This window comes from Streptomyces globisporus C-1027 (assembly GCF_000261345.2).
GTDB lineage: Bacteria > Actinomycetota > Actinomycetes > Streptomycetales > Streptomycetaceae > Streptomyces > Streptomyces pakalii.
In genome coordinates this window covers 5,910,661-5,924,648 of record NZ_CP013738.1, presented here as the reverse complement: position 1 = coordinate 5,924,648, position 13,988 = coordinate 5,910,661, and the positions used below count along the sequence as shown (strand labels likewise).

The window sequence follows — 13,988 nt, the reverse complement described above, 5'->3', positions numbered from 1 at the left end:
GGGAAATCTGACCTGAACCGAGGTGTACGCCATGGTGGCCCCGCCGGACAACGACGTGATCTGGGCGCGTTCACTGCACCACTCCCACAACGGATCGCCCGGTCTCGGCGGTGTCTCCATCGGCGTCCGGGACGCGGAGATCCTCGCCGTGACCGGCCCGCGCGGCAGCGGGAAGACGACGCTGCTGCACTGCCTCTCGGGGCGGCTCGTGCCCCAGGAGGGCGAGGTCTGGTTCAACAGCGTCCCCGTCCACACCATGGCCCCCCGGGTCCGCGAACAGCTGCGCCGGGAGCGCTTCGGCTGGATCTCCGCCGATCCCGGGCTGGTCCCGGAGCTGACCGTCTGGGAGAACACCGCGCTGCCCCTGCTGCTGCGCGGCGTCTCGCACCGGACCGCCAGGAAGGCCGCCACCGAGTGGCTGGAGCGCCTGGACATCGCCGCGTTCGCCAAGAAGCGGCCGCACGCCCTGCTCCAGGCACAGCGCCAGCGGATCTCCGTGGCCCGCGCCCTCTGCGGCGCACCGACCGTGATCTTCGCGGACGAGCCCACCGCGACCCTGCACCGCGCGGACCGCGCCCAGGTGCTGCGCACCTTCACCACGGCGGCCCGCTCGCACGGCATCACCGTCGTGCTGGCCACCCATGACACGGAGGTCGCGGCCCTCGCCGACCGGACCGTGCCCATGCTGGACGGCCGCTGCGTCGCCACCGTCACCCTGCCTTCGAAACCGGAAGCGGAGGGCCGCGCGGCGTGCTCGCTCTCCGTCTAGCCCGCGGTTCCCATCCCCTCGTCCTGGTCCGGCGGCTGCTGGTGGCCGCCGCGTCGGCCGGTGTCGGATTCCTCCTCCTGTGCGCCCTCGGGTACGCCGCCGCGCACCCCGCGTCCGCCGGTTCGGTACTCCGGCTGCTGTGGTGCTTCGTCCCGCTGGCCGCCACCGTGCAGTTCGCCGTGGCGGTCGCCCGGACCGACCCGAGCACCCGGCCCCGTCCCGGCCTCTCCTCGCTGGGCCTCGGCCCGGTCCGGCTGTCGGCGCTGGCCGCGGTCTCCACGGCCGTCTCGACCACGCTCGGCTCGATGGTGGCGCTGCTCTTCTTCCTGCATCTGCGCGGCGATCTGACCGGGATGCCGTTCGACGGGGGCGCGGCGGAGTTCCTCGGCGCGGGCACTCCACTGCCCTTGGCCGCCGCACTGATGCTGCTGGCGCTCGTGCCGGTGGCCGCGTCGACGGCGAGCGCGCTGGCGCTGCGGTCGCGGCCCGACCCGGCGCGGGACACCTTCGGCTCCGAGGAGCTGCCGGAGCCCGCGCCGGCCCCGGCCGGTCTCCCCTGGGGCGTGGCGCTGACGGCGGCCGGACTCGCGGTCGAGGCGATCGCCTCCCGGGGTGCGGCGGGGAACGCGTTCCCGCTGCCCGGACGGTTCGACTCCACCCCGGTGGCGGTGCTGGTCGGCTGGACGCTGACCGCGGTCGGACTGGCGATGGCCGGGCCGAGCCTGACCTATCTGTGCGGCCGTGCGCTTCAGGCGGTGCGCCCGGGGGCCGTGCGGCTGCTGGCGGGCCGGGTCCTGATGGACGAGGCGCGCCGGATCGGCCGCCCGCTCGGCATCGTCTGCGCGGTGGTGTCCGCCGCGGTCGCCGCTTCGGCGCTGTACGGGGGCGACGACCGCCCGTACGGTCCGCTCACCGCTCTCGGGGCGGTGCTGGTCCTCGGCTGTACGACGGCGACGCTGCTGACCTCGGCGCTGGAGGCCAAGCACGCCCGGGCCCACACGGCCGAGGCGCTGCTCAGGATGGGCGCTCCGGCGGCCACGCTGCGCCGGGCGACGCTGCTGCGGGCGGGCGCGCTGCTGGCCCTGTTCGCCCCGCTGACCTGGGTGATCGCGCAGCTCGCGGCGCTTCCGCTGGCGTAGGTCAGGGGTGGGTGGCGAGGCGGTCGGCGAGCGCGTCGAAGAAGGCCTCCCAGCCGTCCTCGGCCGCCGCGTACTGCTCGGGGGTGAGGTTCCCGCCGCGCTGCTGGAAGGCCAGTTCGGTCCGGCCGCTCCCGAGGTCGCCGAAGGTGACGGTCACGGTCTCGCCCTCGGCGTCCTCGGGGGCGGAGCGATCCTTCAGCGTGAAGACCAGCCCGTCGGGTTCGCTGACCTCGCGGTAGACCCCGTGGAAGGGCATCTCGACGCCCGGCATCACGATGACCAGACTCCACGAGCCCCCGGGCCGTACGTCCATCGCCACCCGGTCCAGGGGGACGTCCGCCTCGCCCCCGTACCAGGCGGCGAAGTCCTCCGGTGACGTCCAGGCGGCGAAGACCCGCTGCTGCGGGGCGTCGAGGACGCGGGTGAGGTCGATGCCCTCGCGGGTGCCACCGGTCATGGTTCACGGTCCTTGTCGCTGTCGGTGCCGTACGGCGTGGGGGTACGGGGTCCGGACCTCCAGCTTGCCGGGCCCGGGGCGCGCTGTCGCGGCGTACGCCACGCGCTCCGGCTCGGCGGTCAGGGCCGCAGCAGTACGGCGAGGGTGGCGTAGGCGCTCTCCCACCCCCATGACTCGCGGACCCACGCCCGGCCCTTCTCCCCCATCGCCGCGGCCGCCGCCCGGTCCCGCAGCAGCGCGACGAGCCGGTCCGCGACCGCGGCCGTGTCCCGCCCGTCGACCAGGTGGCCGGTCTCCCCGTCCCGTACGGTGTCCGGCGCACCGCCCGAGTCGCCGACGAGGACCGGCAGCCCGGCGGCCGCCGCCTCCAGGAAGACGATGCCGAGCCCCTCCACCTCCAGGCCGCCTCTGCGGGTCCGGCAGGGCATGGCGAAGACGTCGGCGGCCGCGTAGTGCTCCGGCATCTCCGGGTGCGGGCGTCCGCCGGCGAGGACCACCGCGTCGGCGACCCCGGCGTCGGCGGCGAGCCGGTGCAGGGTCCGGGCGTACGGTCCGTCGCCGGTCAGCAGGAGTACGGCGTCGGGCACCGCGCGCAGGACGGCGGGGAGGGCGCGGATCAGGGTGTCCTGCCCCTTGCGCGGGACGAGCCGCGCCGCGCACAGGATCACCGGCCGCGCGCCGAGCCTGTACCGCTCGCGGACACGGTTGCGCGCCCCGGGCGGCCCGCCGTCGGGCGCCGGTTCCCGTACGCCGTCGCGCGCTCCCGGCCGTACGGCGAAGGCCTCCGCGTCCACGCCCGGTGCCAGTCGCACCATGCGGCGGGCGGCGGCCGGGCCGAGCGCGGCGGCGATGGGGGCGCGGGTCGCCGCGCCGAGGTAGGTCACCGCGTCCGTACGCTCCCCGATCCTCCGCAGCAGGGCCCGGGCGCCCGGGGTGCGGGCCCACCACACCTCGTGCCCGTGTGTCGTGGCGACGGCCCGCCGCACCCCGCTCTCCCGGCGCAGCCGGTCCGCCATCAGCCCGAGCGGGGCGGCGGCCCCGAACCAGACGCTGTCGCAGCCGTGGCGCCGGGCGAGTTCGGCGGCGCGGGCGGTGACGCGGGGGACGGGGAGCAGCGTCCGGGCCGGGTCGCGCACCACGGGGTAGGGCAGGGCCGCGTCATGGGCGGCCGCCCCGGGTTCGGCGGAGGTGTAGACGACGACGGAGTCCGCGGGGAACCGGTCGGTCATCGCCCGGACGAAGGTCTCGATACCGCCCTGGCGCGGCGGGAAGTCGTTGGTGACCACGAGGGTGCGGCGGCCGGTCATCGGGACACCTGCTTCTGTACGCGGAGGAGCAAGGGGTGGCCGGGTGTCTCCCGGGCCGCCGCCCACACCGCGAGGACCAACGGGTGCACCAGATAGCCGAACCGGCTCGCGGGCATGAACGCGGTGGCCAGGAGCAGCCCGAGTGCGAGCCTCGCCGCCGCGTCCGCCGTGGTCGCCGGGGGCCGGAGGAGAAGGGAGAGGGCGAGGAGGAGGGCGCTCACCCCGAGCAGCAGGAGGGCGAGCGTGCGGCCGCCGGGGACGTGGGTGGCCAGCAGATGGCCGGGGAGCGGGCTCGCGGCGGACGAGACCGCGTCGGTCAGCCCGAGCGGGAAGTCGACGACATGGGCCCGGAAGGCTCCCGGGTCGCGCAGCGCGGCGGGCAGGACGAGGGCGGCAGCGGTGAGCAGGGCGACGAGCCCGCAGCGCGCGGCGGCGCGATCCGCCGGGGGGCGACCCTCCCCCCGGTCCCCGGGGCGGCCCGTGGATCGGGGGGACACGGCGAGCAGGGCCAGGACCACCGGAATCGCGGGCCAGGCCGTCCACTTGAGCGCGGCGGCCACACCGAGCACCAGCCCGGCCGCGCCCGCTCGTCCCCGCCCGGCCAGGGCGAGGCCGAGGCACATCAGCCCGGCCACCGGCAGATCGACGCCCCCGACCGCGAGCGGCAGCGCGACCAGCGGGCAGGCGGCGATCCACCGCAGCGGCGCGCTCCGGGACCCCGCCGGAAGGGCGAACGCGAACGCCCCGAGGAACGCCGCCCCCAGCCACAGCCGTGGGTCGGTGAGCGGACCGGGCCCGGCCACGGCCTCCGGCAGACCGAAGACGGCCATGCCCGGGAGGTACGGGTTGAAGTCCTCCGGCACCACGGGATGCTGGAGGTAGGGCGTCCCCTCGGCGAGCAGCAGCCCGGCCGACCGTGCGACCACCCGCACCTCCAACTGCGCCCGGTCCACGGCGAGAAGCCACAGCAGGGGCAGCAGCACCGCCCCGGCGACGGCGACCGCGCCTGCGGTACGGGGGCTCCGCCCGCGCGCGGCGAGCAGCGCGGCGGCCAGGTAGCCGAGCGCGGCGGTGGCTCCCCAGACGCGGTGCGGTCCGAGCGAGGAGCAGACGGCGAGCCCCAGCGCGGCGGCCGCGCACAGCGCCCACCAGCAGGCGCCCCCGAGCAGCGGTGGCGGCTCGCGATGCTGGTCAGGAGGGGTGAGGGGCGTGGTCGTTGCCATGGATCCGAGGCTAGGAACGGGCCGTTCACGGATCGTCACACCACCGTCCGGTCCTCGGGGTCAACCCGTGGCATGAGCCGGCACCGGGAATTCCACCCGTACTCCGATGTGCCCGGCCCCGGCGGTGACGAAGAATCTCCGTATGACGCGCACCATCACGCCGGACCGCCCGGCCGCCGCCCCCGAAGCCCCGCCGCCGGACCGCGGGGTGCGGCGACGGCTGCGGCACCGGGCGGCGGCACCCTCGTGGGCCTGGCTCACCGCGGCGGCGCTGACGCTCTTCGCGGTGGTGGAGCTGGTCCTCGTACCGGGTTCGGCGATCACGGCGTTCGGGGTGGTGGTCTGTACGGCCTCCCTGGCGCTGCGGGCGGCCTGGCCCGCCGTCGGGTTTCTCACCGTGGGCGCGGCCCTGCTGAGCTTCGCGACCGACGGCAACATGGCGTACGCGACCATCGCCGGGTCCCTGATCGGCTGCTACACCCTGGGCCGGCACCGGGTGCAGCATCCGGCGATCCTTGTGCTGGCCGGTTCGCTGGCGGCGCTGACGGTCAACCTGGTGCACATCGACCGGTGGGCCCGGGACGGCTCCCCGGGGCTGCCCGCGCTCCAGGGGACCGACCGGTTCAGCCTGGGGCTGTACGCCGAGACGCTGGTGCTGACGGTGATGATCCTGGGCGCGGTGAGCACGGGGGACGCGGTGCGGGCGCGCGAGGAGACCCGGCACACCCGGGCGGCCGCCCAGTCGCGGCTGCTGGAGATGGAGCGGCGGCAGGCGGCCGAGGCGGAACGGGCGGCGATAGCGAGGGAGTTGCACGACATGATCGCCCACTCGGTGTCGGTGATCGCGGTCCGGGCCGAGAGCGCCACGTACACGACGCCGGACCTCTCGCCTCCGGCGCGGGACGCCTTCCAGGAGATCGCGGGCACCGCACGCTCCTCGATGGCGGAGCTGCGGCGGCTGCTCGGGGTGCTGCGGACGGGCGACGACACCTCACGGGCCCCGCTCACCGCCCCGCAGCCCTCGCTGGCCGGTCTCGACGACCTCCTCGGCCAGCACCGGGCGGTGGGCGGCGCGGCCGAGCTGCGGATCAGCGGCGAGCGGGTCCCGCTGCCCGCGTCCTGGGAGCTGTCGGCGTACCGGATCGTCCAGGAGGCCCTGACGAACGCCCGGCGGCACGCCCCGGGGGCGCATTCGGTCGTGGAACTCCGCTACGGGACGCGCCTGTTGACGGTCCGCGTGAGCGATGACGGGCCGGGCCCCGATCAGTCCGGCTCCACCGGGCGGGCGGGGCACGGGCTGGTGGGCATGGCCGAACGGGCCTCCCTGCTCGGCGGGGCGCTCACCACCGGCCGGGGTCCGGCCGGCGGCTTTCTCGTGGAGGCGGAGCTGCCGTGGTGATCCGGGTGCTGGTGGCCGACGACCAGGCCGTCGTCCGGACGGCCTTCTCCGGTCTGCTGAACACGCAGGACGACATCGAGGTGGTCGGGGAGGCGGAGGACGGCGAACAGGCCGTGCTCGGCGCGGCCGAACTGCGACCCGATGTGGCCCTGTTGGACATCCGGATGCCCCGTCTCGGCGGCATCGACGCGGCGCGCGACATCGTCGCGGCGTCGAACGGGGCGACCAGGGCGCTGATGCTGACGACGTTCGGCCTGGACGAGTACGTGTACGACGCCCTCTCCGCCGGAGCCAGCGGCTTCCTGCTGAAGGACGCGACCTTTCCCGAACTGCTGCACGCGGTACGGGTGGTGGCGGGCGGCCACGCCCTGCTGGCCCCTGAGATCACGGGGCGGCTCATCGCCGAGTTCGCCCGGCAGCGGGTCAGCGCTCCGCCGAAGCGCTCGATCGACGGGCTGACCGCGCGCGAGGCCGAGGTACTCGTCCTGATCGCCCGGGGGCTGTCCAACGCGGACATCGCCGACCGCCTGACCATCACCGACCACACGGTGAAGACCCACATCAACCGGCTGTTCGCGAAGATGGGGCTGCGGGACCGGGCGCAGGCGGTGATCCTGGCGTACGAACTGGGTCTGGTGGTGGCGGGGAACTCAGGCCCCTGAAGGCATCCCCGCCCCTGCCAGCACCACCGTCTCCGCCGCGTCGAAGCGGACGCCCACGACCGCGCCCTCGTCCGGGGTGTCCCGCAGGGCGCATTCGGCTTCCAGCACCGGCGCGTTCTCGGGCAGCAGCCGTACGGTCACGTGGTTCCCCCGGAAGGTGCGGACGCCGACCGTGCAGCGCAGGCCGTCCTCGGGAGCGCCGATCCGGACCCCGGCGGGCCGGACGAGCAGGTCGACCTCGCCCTGCGGGGAACCCTCGGGCACCGGGACCTTGCCCCAGGCGGTAGCGGCGGCCTGGCCGGTGACGGTCGCCGCGGTGACGTTGTCGAAGCCGAGGAACCGGGCGACGAACGCGGAGGCGGGGCGCTGCCAGACGTCCAGCGGGGTACCCTCCTGCGCGATCCGGCCGTCCCGCATCACGACGACCCGGTCGGCGAGCGCGAACGCCTCCCCCTGGTCGTGCGTGACGGCCAGCACGGTCGTCCCCAGCTCCTGGAAGAGCGTCCGGAGTTCCACGACGAGCCGTTCACGCAGGCTCCGGTCGAGCTGACCGAGGGGCTCGTCCAGCATCAGGAGCTTCGGGCGCGGGGCGAGCGCGCGGGCCAGGGCGACGCGCTGCTGTTCGCCGCCGGAGAGCGCGGCGACGGCCCGGCGTTCCGCGCCCGGCAGACCGACCAGCTCCAGGAGTTCGCGGACCCGGGCGTTCGTCTCGGCCCGTCCTACGCCGTGCATGCGCAGCCCGAAGGCGACGTTGGAGCCGACGTCCCGGTGCGGGAAGAGCTGGTGGTCCTGGAACATCAGGCCGAGCCCGCGCCGGTGCACCGGGACGCCCGCCTGGTCCTGTCCGGCCAGCAGGACCCGGCCGCCGTCCATGGGCTGGAGCCCGGCGACGGCCCGCAGCAGGGTGGACTTCCCGCTTCCGCTGGGCCCGAGGACGCAAGAGATCCGGTGGTCGGCGACCTCCAGGTCGACCGCGTCGAGCGCGGCCCGCTCCCCGAACCGTACGGTGGCTTCCCGCAAGCTCAGCATGTCGTTCAGAACTCCCCGGATCGGTCGGTGCGGATACGCTCCAGGAGCAGCAGCGACACCGCGCACACCAGCATCAGAATCGTGCTCAGGGCCATCGCCTGCCCGTAGTTGAGCTCCCCCGACCGGCCCAGCAGCCGGGCCACGGCGACCGGCAGGGTCGGGTTGTCGGGCCGCGCGATGAAGACCGTCGCGCCGAACTCCCCGAGGGAGACGGCGAAGGCGAAGCCCGCAGCAACCAGCACCGCCCGTCGCACCAGCGGCAGATCGACCTCCCGCCAGGCCCGCAGAGGCGATGCCCCGAGCACGGCGGCGGCCTCCCGCAGCCGGTCGTCGACGGCCCGCAGGACGGGCAGCATGGTCCGTACGACGAAGGGGACGCCGACCAGCGCCTGGGCCAGCGGAACCAGGATCCAGGAGGTCCGCAGGTCGAGCGGCGGCTTGTCCAGGGTGATCAGGAAGCCGAAGCCGACGGTCACGGCGGAGACCCCGAGCGGCAGCATCAGCAGGGCGTCGAAGCCCCGGACCAGCCGCCCGGCCCGCCGGGTCAGGGCCGCCGCCGCGAGCCCGCCGATGACGAGGGCGATGAGCGTCGCGACGAGCGCGTACCGCAGGGAGTTGCCGACGGCCTCCAGCGGCGGCACCAGGAAGGTGGAGGAGCCGCCCGCCCCGACCGACTGGAGGGCCTCGTAGTAGCCGAAGCCGTAACCGCCGGGCCCGTCTGCTCCGTCGAGGGATCGCTCCACCAGCACACCGAGCGGCAGCAGGATCAGCAGCAGCGCGGTGAGCAGCACCCCGCCGAGCAACGCCCACTGGCCCGCACCACGCGGCCTCCGCGAAGTCTGCGCCGGGTCGACCAGCTTCAGCGCCCGCTCCCGGCGGCGTACGGTCGCGGCGTGCACGGCGAGGATCGCGCCGACCGCGGCGAACTGCACCAGGGTCAGCACGGCGGCGGTCGGCAGGTCCAGCAGTTGCGCGGTCTGCCGGTAGATCTCCACCTCCAGGGTGGAGTACGCCGGTCCGCCGAGGATCTGTACGACGCCGAAGGAGGTGAACGTGAAGAGGAAGACCATCAGCGCGGCGGCGGCCACGGCCGGGGCGAGCGCGGGCAGCGTCACCCGGCGGAACGCGGCGAACCGCCCGGCCCCCAGCACCCGGGCGGCCTCCTCCTGGCGCGGGTCGAGCTGGGACCAGAGACCGCCCACCGTGCGGACGACCACGGCGTAGTTGAAGAAGACGTGGGCCAGCAGGATCGCCCACACGGTGGTGTCGAGCCGGACGCCCCACAGCTCGTCGAGGAGCCCGCCGCGCCCGAGCAGCGCCAGGAACGCGGTGCCGACGACGACGGTGGGCAGCACGAACGGCACGGTGACGACCGCCCGCAGCACCTGTTTGCCCGGGAAGTCGAAGCGGGCGAAGACATACGCCCCGGGCAGGGCGATCAGCAGGGTGAGCGCGGTCGAGGCAAGGGCCTGCCAGGTGGTGAACCAGAGGACGTCGAGGATGTCCGGGCGGCTCAGCACCTCGCCGATCCGCCCGAACTGCCAGTCGCCCTCCGCCTTGAACCCGCGGCCGACGATGGCGGTCACGGGATAGGCGAAGAACAGCGCGAAGAACGCGACGGGCACGGCCATCAGGCCGAGCCGCACCGCGGCTCCGCGCCGCCCGGACCGCCGCCCGGACCCGCTGCCGGCGGGCCGGGCGGCCTCCTCCTTCGGCTCTACTTCAGGACCAGCGACTGCCACGACTGGATCCACTGCTCACGGTTGGCGGCGATCTTCCCGGGCGGGACGGTGGGAGGCGTGTCGACCTTCTCGCCGTGCTTCGTGAACAGCTCCGGCAGCTCGGCGTCCTTCACGACCGGGTTGACGAACATGTTCAGCGGCATGTCCTCCTGAAACGTCTTGCTGATCATGAAGTCCAGCAGCGCCTTGCCGCCCGCCTCGTTCTTCGCCCCGGTCAGCAGCCCGGCGTACTCGGTCTGCCGGAAGCAGGTGCCGGTGGCGACCCCGGTGGGGGCCTCCTTCGGCTGCGGGTCGGCGTAGAGCACCTCGACGGGCGGGCTGGAGGCGTAGGAGACGACGAGCGGCCGGTCGGCCTTGGCCTTCTTGCCGCCGGCGGAGCCGGAGAACTCCTCGTTGTACGCCTGCTCCCAGCCGTCGACGACCTTGACGCCGTTGGCCTTCAGCTTCTTCCAGTACGCCTCGTAGCCGTCCTCGCCCTCGGCGGCGATGGTGCCGAGGAGGAAGCCGAGACCGGGCGAGGAGCCGGCCGCGTTCTCCGTGACGAGGAGGTTCTTGTACGCGGGCTTCAGCAGGTCCGCGAAGGTCTTCGGCGGGGCGAGCTTCTTGTCGGCGAAGTACTTCTTGTCGTAGTTGACGCAGATGTCACCGGTGTCGACGGGCGTGACGCGGTGCTTCTCGTCCGTCTGCGTGTCCGGCGCGACGCGGTCCAGGCCCTTGGCCTCGTACGCGGTGAACAGACCGTTGTCGAGGGCGCGGGAGAGCAGGGTGTTGTCGACGCCGAAGAAGACGTCGCCGCGCGGGGAGCCCTTGGTCAGGATCTCCTGGTTGAGCGCGGCCCCGGCGTCGCCGCTCTTGAGGGTCTTGACCGTGTAGCCGGTCTCCTTCGTGAACGCCTTCAGCACGTCGTCCGAGACGTTGAAGGAGTCGTGGCTGACCAGGGTCACGGTCTTGGAACCGCTGCCCTTGGACGCCCCGGAGCCCGCGGAGCCGTCGTCGCTGCCGCAGCCGGCGAGCACGGTGACGCCGAGCGCCGCCGCGAGCGCGGTCGCCGCGTACTTCGTGGTGGTGTTCATGTGATTCCTCCTGGAGGTGACCAGGAAGAGACGCGGCCCCGCCCGCTGTCCGGCGAACCGGAAGCGGGCAGGGCGCAACAGCTTGAGTAAGGTCCGAACTTCCTACCCGGAATGACCCGGGCGAGGTTCAGAGGGTCTGCGGCCAACCTGTCCTTGGTGCCGCACTCTCAGCGCTGTGGCGCTCCCCTGTCGGAATATGAAGTTGATTTCGGGCCCAGGCTACACCGGCGGTTTTCGGCCGGACCGGAGAGGCCGGGGAACTCCGGCACCCGGAGGCCGCCCGTCCGGGAACGTCCTAGCGCTCGGAGGCCGCCAGCTGACCGCAGGCCCCGTCGATCTCCTGACCGCGGGTGTCCCGGACGGTGACGGGCACGCCGTGGGCCGCGATGGCCTCGACGAACGCCTTCTCGTCCTCGGGGCGCGAGGCGGTCCACTTGGAGCCGGGCGTGGGGTTCAGCGGGATCAGGTTGACGTGCACCCGCTTGCCCTTGAGGAGCCGGCCGAGGAGGTCGCCGCGCCAGGCCTGGTCGTTGATGTCGCGGATCAGGGCGTACTCGATGGAGATCCGGCGGCCGGACTTCTCCGCGTACTCCCAGGCGGCGTCCAGGACCTCGCGGACCTTCCACCGGGTGTTGACGGGGACCAGGGTGTCGCGCAGTTCGTCGTCCGGGGCGTGCAGCGAGACGGCGAGGCGGCACTTGAAGCCCTCGTCGGCGAAGCGCAGCATGGCCGGGACGAGGCCCACGGTGGAGACGGTGATCCCGCGCTGCGAGAGACCGAGGCCGTCCGGCTCGGGGTCGGTGAGCCGGCGGATGGCGCCGACGACCCGCTTGTAGTTGGCGAGCGGCTCGCCCATGCCCATGAAGACGATGTTGGACAGCCGGGCGGGACCGCCGGGCACCTCGCCGTCGCGCAGGGCGCGCATGCCGTCGACGATCTGGTGCACGATCTCGGCGGTCGACAGATTGCGGTCGAGGCCGGCCTGCCCGGTGGCGCAGAAGGGGCAGTTCATCCCGCAGCCGGCCTGCGAGGAGATGCACATCGTGACGCGCTCCGGATAGCGCATCAGGACGGACTCGACGAGCGTCCCGTCGTGCAGCTTCCACAGGGTCTTACGGGTGGTGTCGTCGTCGCAGCTGATGTGCCGGATCACGGACATCAGCTCGGGGAACAGCGCCTCGGCGAGCTTCTCCCGCGACGCGGCCGGGATGTTGGTCCACTCGGCCGGGTCGTGCGCGTACCGCGTGAAGTAGTGCTGCGAGAGCTGCTGGGCGCGGAACGGCTTCTCGCCGGTCGCGGCGACCGCTTCCTTGCGCTCGGCGGGCGTGAGGTCGGCGAGGTGCCGCGGCGGCTTCTTGGCTCCGCGGGGCGCGACGAAAGTGAGTTCTCCGGGCTTAGGCATGGTTCATCCAGTGTCGCAGACATACGGGTGAGGGCCCGCCGCCCTGTGGACGACGGACCCTCACTCGTGGAACGTGCAGGTGGGACAGGGTCCCGGGGGCGCCGTGGCGGTCAGCCGGAGCCGACGAACAGGACCAGCAGCAGCCAGACCACCGGTGCGGTCGGCAGGAGTGAGTCCAGCCGGTCCATGATGCCGCCGTGGCCGGGGAGCAGGGTGCCCATGTCCTTGATCCCGAGGTCCCTCTTGATCATGGACTCGCCCAGGTCGCCCAGGGTGGCGCTGGCCGCGACCGCGAGGCCGAGCAGCAGGCCCTGCCACCAGGCGCCGTCGTCGATCAGGAACTCCATGCAGAGCGCGCCGGCGACCATGGCGAAGGCGACCGCGCCGAGCAGTCCCTCGCGGGTCTTGCCGGGGCTGATGCGCGGGGCGAGCTTGTGCTTGCCGAAGCGCCAGCCGACCGCGTACGCCCCGGTGTCGCTGACCACCGTGAGCACGAGGAAGGTCAGCACCCGCCACGACCCGTCGTCCGCCGTCAGCAGCAGGGCGACGAAGGTGGCCAGGAAGGGGACGTAGAACGCCGCGAAGACCCCGGCGGTGACGTCCTTGAGATACCCCTCCGGCGGCTCGGTCATCCGCCAGACCAGCACCGCGAGGGCGGTCAGGGCCATGGCGACCCAGGCGCCCTCGGGGCCCCGGGCGTAACCGGCGACGACCATCGCGGCTCCGCCGACGGCCAGCGGGATCAGGGGCGCCTTGATGCCCTTGCGCTCCTGGAGGCGGGAGGTGAGCTCCCACAGGCCGACGACGACGGCGATCACTATGACCCCGATGAAGACGGCCTTCACGATGAACAGCGAGACGCCGATGACGGCGCCGAGGCCCACGCCGACCCCTATGGCGGCGCGCAGATCACGCCCCGCGCGCTTCTTCTGCGGCGGGGACGGCAGCGGGGTGGACATGGGCTCCTGCGGCATCTCGTCACGGAACAGGGGGCCGCTGATGAGCGCGGCGTCCCCGTCCCGGCCGTCGCGGCTCTGCGGCTCTCTGTCTGCGTCTCTACCTGCGTCGGGAACGTCCGGCACGATGGGCATGGGCCGAGTCTGCTGGGCGCCGTGCACATCGTGGGCAGGACCCGCCGGGGCAGCCCTCATCTCGGGCGTGCCCCAGTAACCGGCTCCTTGCGGGGCGCCCCAGGAAGAGTCGTTCATCAGACTTCGAGCAGCTCGGCTTCCTTGTGCTTGAGCAGCTCGTCCACCTGCGCGACGTACTTCGCGGTGGTGTCGTCGAGCTCCTTCTCGGCGCGGCGCACCTCGTCCTCGCCGGACTCCTTGTCCTTGACGAGCTTGTCGAGGTTCTCCTTGGCCTTGCGGCGGATGGAGCGGATCGAGATCTTGGAGTCCTCGGCCTTGGTCTTGGCGACCTTGATGTACTCCTTGCGGCGGTCCTGGGTGAGCTCGGGGAAGGTCACCCGGATGATGTTGCCGTCGTTGCTCGGGTTGACGCCGAGGTCGGAGTCGCGGATCGCCTGCTCGATGTTGCGCAGCGCGGTCTTGTCGAACGGCGTCACGACGGCCATCCGCGGCTCGGGAACCGAGAACGAGGCCAGCTGGTTGATCGGGGTCAGCGCGCCGTAGTAGTCGGCGACGATCTTGTTGAACATCGCCGGGTGCGCGCGGCCGGTACGGATCGCGGCGAAGTCCTCTTTCGCGACGACAACGGCCTTCTCCATCTTCTCCTCGGCCTCGAGGAGGATTTCTTCGATCACCACGTGCTCCTGCGTGTCTTG

At 73.3% G+C, this 13,988-nt stretch carries 13 protein-coding genes; 4 read left to right on the top strand and 9 right to left on the bottom strand.

Translation table 11 applies throughout. The features are described 5' to 3' along the window. Positions 1-31: 31 nt before the first annotated feature. Positions 32-769, top strand: coding sequence for an ABC transporter ATP-binding protein (locus WQO_RS26245; protein ID WP_010061929.1), 738 nt, complete (start codon positions 32-34; stop codon positions 767-769). After that, positions 751-1,908 carry a hypothetical protein gene (locus tag WQO_RS26240; protein ID WP_010061930.1) on the top strand — a complete coding sequence of 386 codons (1,158 nt, stop codon included), beginning with the start codon at positions 751-753 and terminating at the stop codon, positions 1,906-1,908. Before WQO_RS26245 ends, WQO_RS26240 begins: the two co-directional genes overlap by 19 nt. Before the next feature lies 1 nt (position 1,909). Here WQO_RS26240 and WQO_RS26235 read toward each other — a convergent pair whose 3' ends face one another. The 3 genes from WQO_RS26235 to WQO_RS26225 all read right to left on the bottom strand — a co-directional run bounded on the left by WQO_RS26235 (position 1,910) and on the right by WQO_RS26225 (position 4,895). Further along, positions 1,910-2,365 carry an SRPBCC family protein gene (locus WQO_RS26235; RefSeq protein WP_010061931.1) on the bottom strand — a complete coding sequence of 152 codons (456 nt, stop codon included), beginning with the start codon at positions 2,363-2,365 and terminating at the stop codon, positions 1,910-1,912. A 119-nt stretch (positions 2,366-2,484) separates the two neighbouring features. Continuing rightward, positions 2,485-3,672 carry a glycosyltransferase family 4 protein gene (locus tag WQO_RS26230; protein WP_010061932.1) on the bottom strand — a complete coding sequence of 396 codons (1,188 nt, stop codon included), beginning with the start codon at positions 3,670-3,672 and terminating at the stop codon, positions 2,485-2,487. Next, positions 3,669-4,895: a hypothetical protein gene (locus WQO_RS26225; protein ID WP_010061933.1), complete on the bottom strand. Its 1,227-nt coding sequence runs from the start codon at positions 4,893-4,895 to the stop codon at positions 3,669-3,671. The genes WQO_RS26230 and WQO_RS26225 overlap by 4 nt, the downstream gene beginning before the upstream one ends. Before the next feature lie 142 nt (positions 4,896-5,037). Between WQO_RS26225 and WQO_RS26220 the strand changes: the two genes are divergently transcribed. Both WQO_RS26220 and WQO_RS26215 read left to right on the top strand, forming a co-directional pair. After that, positions 5,038-6,294, top strand: a complete 1,257-nt coding sequence (locus WQO_RS26220) for a sensor histidine kinase (RefSeq protein ID WP_010061934.1) — start codon at positions 5,038-5,040, stop codon at positions 6,292-6,294. Continuing rightward, positions 6,288-6,956, top strand: a complete 669-nt coding sequence (locus WQO_RS26215) for a response regulator (protein WP_010061936.1) — start codon at positions 6,288-6,290, stop codon at positions 6,954-6,956. The genes WQO_RS26220 and WQO_RS26215 overlap by 7 nt, the downstream gene beginning before the upstream one ends. On the opposite strand, the gene WQO_RS26210 is transcribed toward WQO_RS26215, so the two are convergent. The 6 genes from WQO_RS26210 to frr form a co-directional block, all read right to left on the bottom strand. After that, a complete protein-coding gene (locus WQO_RS26210) occupies positions 6,945-7,985 on the bottom strand; it encodes an ABC transporter ATP-binding protein (protein ID WP_010061938.1) in 1,041 nt (346 codons plus the stop codon). The genes WQO_RS26215 and WQO_RS26210 overlap by 12 nt on opposite strands. 5 nt (positions 7,986-7,990) lie before the next feature. Then, on the bottom strand, positions 7,991-9,616 hold the full coding sequence (locus WQO_RS26205; RefSeq protein WP_032748777.1) for an ABC transporter permease: 1,626 nt from the start codon (positions 9,614-9,616) through the stop codon (positions 7,991-7,993). A gap of 86 nt (positions 9,617-9,702) precedes the next feature. Continuing rightward, the gene (locus tag WQO_RS26200) at positions 9,703-10,800 is read right to left on the bottom strand and encodes a thiamine ABC transporter substrate-binding protein (RefSeq protein WP_010061940.1); all 1,098 of its coding nucleotides are present in this window, start codon (positions 10,798-10,800) and stop codon (positions 9,703-9,705) included. A gap of 295 nt (positions 10,801-11,095) precedes the next feature. Beyond that, positions 11,096-12,202: a dual-specificity RNA methyltransferase RlmN gene (gene rlmN / locus WQO_RS26195; protein ID WP_010061941.1), complete on the bottom strand. Its 1,107-nt coding sequence runs from the start codon at positions 12,200-12,202 to the stop codon at positions 11,096-11,098. A gap of 110 nt (positions 12,203-12,312) precedes the next feature. Next, positions 12,313-13,410: a phosphatidate cytidylyltransferase gene (locus WQO_RS26190; RefSeq protein WP_029182418.1), complete on the bottom strand. Its 1,098-nt coding sequence runs from the start codon at positions 13,408-13,410 to the stop codon at positions 12,313-12,315. After that, positions 13,410-13,967 (bottom strand): ribosome recycling factor, encoded by a 558-nt coding sequence (gene frr / locus WQO_RS26185; RefSeq protein ID WP_006127917.1) that lies wholly within the window; start codon positions 13,965-13,967, stop codon positions 13,410-13,412. Before frr ends, WQO_RS26190 begins: the two co-directional genes overlap by 1 nt. Between the last annotated feature and the right edge of the window lie 21 nt (positions 13,968-13,988).

Coding starts and splice junctions, on each gene's coding strand:
- WQO_RS26245 (WP_010061929.1), top strand. CDS start 32: ATGGTGGCCCCGCCGGACAACGACGTGATCTGGGCGCGTTCACTGCAC.
- WQO_RS26235 (WP_010061931.1), bottom strand. CDS start 2,365: ATGACCGGTGGCACCCGCGAGGGCATCGACCTCACCCGCGTCCTCGAC.
- WQO_RS26230 (WP_010061932.1), bottom strand. CDS start 3,672: ATGACCGGCCGCCGCACCCTCGTGGTCACCAACGACTTCCCGCCGCGC.
- WQO_RS26225 (WP_010061933.1), bottom strand. CDS start 4,895: ATGGCAACGACCACGCCCCTCACCCCTCCTGACCAGCATCGCGAGCCG.
- WQO_RS26220 (WP_010061934.1), top strand. CDS start 5,038: ATGACGCGCACCATCACGCCGGACCGCCCGGCCGCCGCCCCCGAAGCC.
- WQO_RS26210 (WP_010061938.1), bottom strand. CDS start 7,985: ATGCTGAGCTTGCGGGAAGCCACCGTACGGTTCGGGGAGCGGGCCGCG.
- WQO_RS26205 (WP_032748777.1), bottom strand. CDS start 9,616: ATGGCCGTGCCCGTCGCGTTCTTCGCGCTGTTCTTCGCCTATCCCGTG.
- WQO_RS26200 (WP_010061940.1), bottom strand. CDS start 10,800: ATGAACACCACCACGAAGTACGCGGCGACCGCGCTCGCGGCGGCGCTC.
- rlmN (WP_010061941.1), bottom strand. CDS start 12,202: ATGCCTAAGCCCGGAGAACTCACTTTCGTCGCGCCCCGCGGAGCCAAG.
- WQO_RS26190 (WP_029182418.1), bottom strand. CDS start 13,410: ATGAACGACTCTTCCTGGGGCGCCCCGCAAGGAGCCGGTTACTGGGGC.